This window comes from Streptococcus mitis, from assembly GCF_001579035.1.
GTDB classification, from domain to species: Bacteria; Bacillota; Bacilli; order Lactobacillales; family Streptococcaceae; genus Streptococcus; species Streptococcus mitis_J.
Genome location: NZ_KQ970290.1, coordinates 65,885 through 68,825, shown reverse-complemented (window position 1 = coordinate 68,825; position 2,941 = coordinate 65,885). Strand labels below are relative to the sequence as shown.

The window sequence follows — 2,941 nt, the reverse complement described above, 5'->3', positions numbered from 1 at the left end:
TCACTGTTGTGGTTGTTGAACTTGTGGATTTTGTGGCGTTGGTTGTACTGGTTGTGTCGGTTGACTAGCTTGACTAGCTTGTCCTTGGTTAGGATCAGTTGCTGGAGCATTATTGGGTTGTTGACCAACCGTCGTACTTGCCTGTGTAGTTGAACTTTCAGCTGTTGTGCTTGGAGTTTCTACTGTTTGTGTTTGTTGTGTTACTGAATTATTCCATGTGTTCTTTGCGTTGTTCTGGAAGACGAATTCTCCACTCCTATATAAGCCCTCAGGCATCGTCCAATCTCCAGGTTGGTCATCTTCTGATAGATACGATATCATTGAGCGATAAACCTTAGCAGCAACTAGGAAACCATCTCCAACGATTGGAGTTAAACGATTTGAGTAACCAGTCCCTACAGCCATAGAATACTTACGAGTATAACCTACAAACATTTCATCTGGAGCTACGTAGCCAGTGTTCTTGATATACTTTTCAATTTCGTCATCAGTATAGTTAGAAGTACCTGTCTTACCTGCTTGTGGAAGCCATGGTAGGTAAGCACCCCGTCCGATTCCGTCAGCTAAAACAGTTTTCATCATTTCGGTCATCATATAGGCAGTAGTTTCTTTCATAGCTCGTGTACCAGCATCAGAAAATTCTTTTTCACTACCATCACTGAAGACGATTTTATTGATATACATTGGTTTGTGGTAAATACCACCATTAGCAAAGGCGGCATAAGCAGCAGCCATTTTTTCACTACTTGCACCGTACTGTTTGTTGGATTCAGTTGTGTTACTTGAAATGGCGTTTGCGTAATGCATACTTGGATAGTCGATACCAAGACCATTAAGAAAGGTTTTAGCTCTATCTAGACCGACCTTATTCAAAGTCTCAACGGCTGTGACATTTCGTGATTGTTGAAGAGCATACTGGATTGTAATGTTTCCAAAGTAGACATGATCCCAGTTGTAGAGTGGAGTATCAGTGCCAGGATAGTTATAAGGAACATCATGTACAATAGACGCAGTAGAGTCATAGACTCCATATTCTAAAGCGGGAGCATAGTCAGTGATTGGTTTCATAGTAGAACCCCAGTCACGATTGGTTTCAACGGCTTGGTTGGTACCAAATGAAACGTTACTTGCTTGGTGACGAGCTCCAAGTTGGGCGATGACTTTACCATTGGAAACATCTACGACCGTAGATGCGACTTGCAAATCATCGTCAGGGTAAGAGACGTATTGATCGGAGTTGTAGATATCCCACAGACGTTTTTGAGCCTCTTGATCTACATTTGTGTAAACATCCATCCCAGTAGTTAGAAGGTTATAGCCAGTTTCTTGTTCTACTTGGTCGATAACCTCTTTGAGATAATTGTCCATATATGCTGGGTAGCTATTGACTGATTTCAAACTTTGGAGTCCATCAGTAATAGGAGTATTGATAGCCTTCTCATACTGTTCGGCAGAAATGTAGCCTTGACCTTTCATCTCTGAAAGTACCAAGTTACGACGGTCAAGGGCAGCTTCTGGATGAGAATAGGGATCGTATTGATTCGGAGCCTGTGGCATTCCTGCTAGTAGGGCAAGTTGAGGTAGTGATAGTTCTCGCAAATCTTTGCCGTAATAGTTTTGGGCAGCCGTTTGCATTCCATAGTTGCCATTAGACATGTAGACCTTATTTATATAGTAGGTCAAGATTTCTTGCTTGGTTGCTTTTTGTTCTAACTGAATCGCTAACCAAGCTTCCTGAGCCTTACGAGAAATAGTCTGGTCGGAAGTCGAGGTTGAAAAGTAAGTCAACTTAATCAACTGTTGGGTGAGAGTTGATCCACCTTGGAGGGAATTGCTTTGCAGATTGCGCAAGAAAGCTCCCAGGATACGGATGGTATCAATCCCCCTGTGGTCGAAGAAGCGATGGTCTTCGATAGAAACGATTGCCTTAACCAAATCTGTGGGAATATCATTAGCTTGGGCATTGACGCGGCGTTCAGAACCCAAGTCAGCAATGAGTTGATTTTTATTGTCGTAGATTTTACTAGAGGTTGTTGCAACTAGTTTACTCTCGGATAGGCTAGGAGCCTTGCTAACGTAGTAGAAAAAAACTCCTCCGCCTAAGACAATGGCTGCGATAACCAAGCTTAAGAAGCTAATGCTCAGATACTTGATTAGGCGCAGAATCGTTGGTTTGTTCATCTTGTTTTACCACCTAATAAATGTTCTTTGATAACATTGAGATAGGGAATTTGAGGGAAGGCACCAGCCTTGATTTCATATCCATATTCTCGAATATATCCAAGTGGCATTGATTTTTGTCCCTTATCTTGATGATAGAAGCGAATCAAATCGAATGCCGGCAATAAGTAGGTTTCTTGCTGAGAAGAAAAGTGAAGAAGGACAAAGCAGATTCCTTGTTGGGCAAGGACTTGTTCCATATGCTGAATCTGATGTGGATGAAAATTTTTCATCGGAATCGCACGTTTTTGTTTTGTTTCCTTGGCTTCAAAGTCGATGTAATATCCATTATAAACGCCAGAATAGTCCGTCGTTGAAGCTTGTCGAAAATAAGCTTCAACAATCTTGGCACGACTTCGTTGTGGATAGTCCACTCGTACGATTTGAATAGGGGTTGGTTTCTTGTGTATAACAGCCAAGCCCTGAGACAAATAGTAGTCATTGGTAGCATTGATCATCTTTTCAAAAGACATTCCTCGATTTGCGAAATTTTTGGGTTGAGAAAGAGATGTTTGTCTTTTTTGTGATGAAAGTTTATGTGGATAGTTGACCATAATTCTCCTTATTGGTACAATAACATCACTCTATTATACCATAAATTTGCACAGAAAGGGTTAAAAATGGCTACAGCTTTGGTTTTAGGCTATTCTGCTTTTGATTTGGGTTTATTTTCTGATAAGGATCCTCGTCTTAAATTGATTAAAAAAGCGATACGTAAAGA

General features: G+C 41.0%; 2 protein-coding genes. Both read right to left on the bottom strand.

All coding sequences use genetic code 11. The features are described 5' to 3' along the window. On the bottom strand, positions 1-2,181 hold the full coding sequence (pbp1a, locus tag SMIDD26_RS08525; protein ID WP_061439827.1) for a penicillin-binding protein PBP1A: 2,181 nt from the start codon (positions 2,179-2,181) through the stop codon (positions 1-3). Next, positions 2,178-2,774, bottom strand: a complete 597-nt coding sequence (recU, locus tag SMIDD26_RS08520; protein ID WP_000248777.1) for a Holliday junction resolvase RecU — start codon at positions 2,772-2,774, stop codon at positions 2,178-2,180. Before recU ends, pbp1a begins: the two co-directional genes overlap by 4 nt. Between the last annotated feature and the right edge of the window lie 167 nt (positions 2,775-2,941).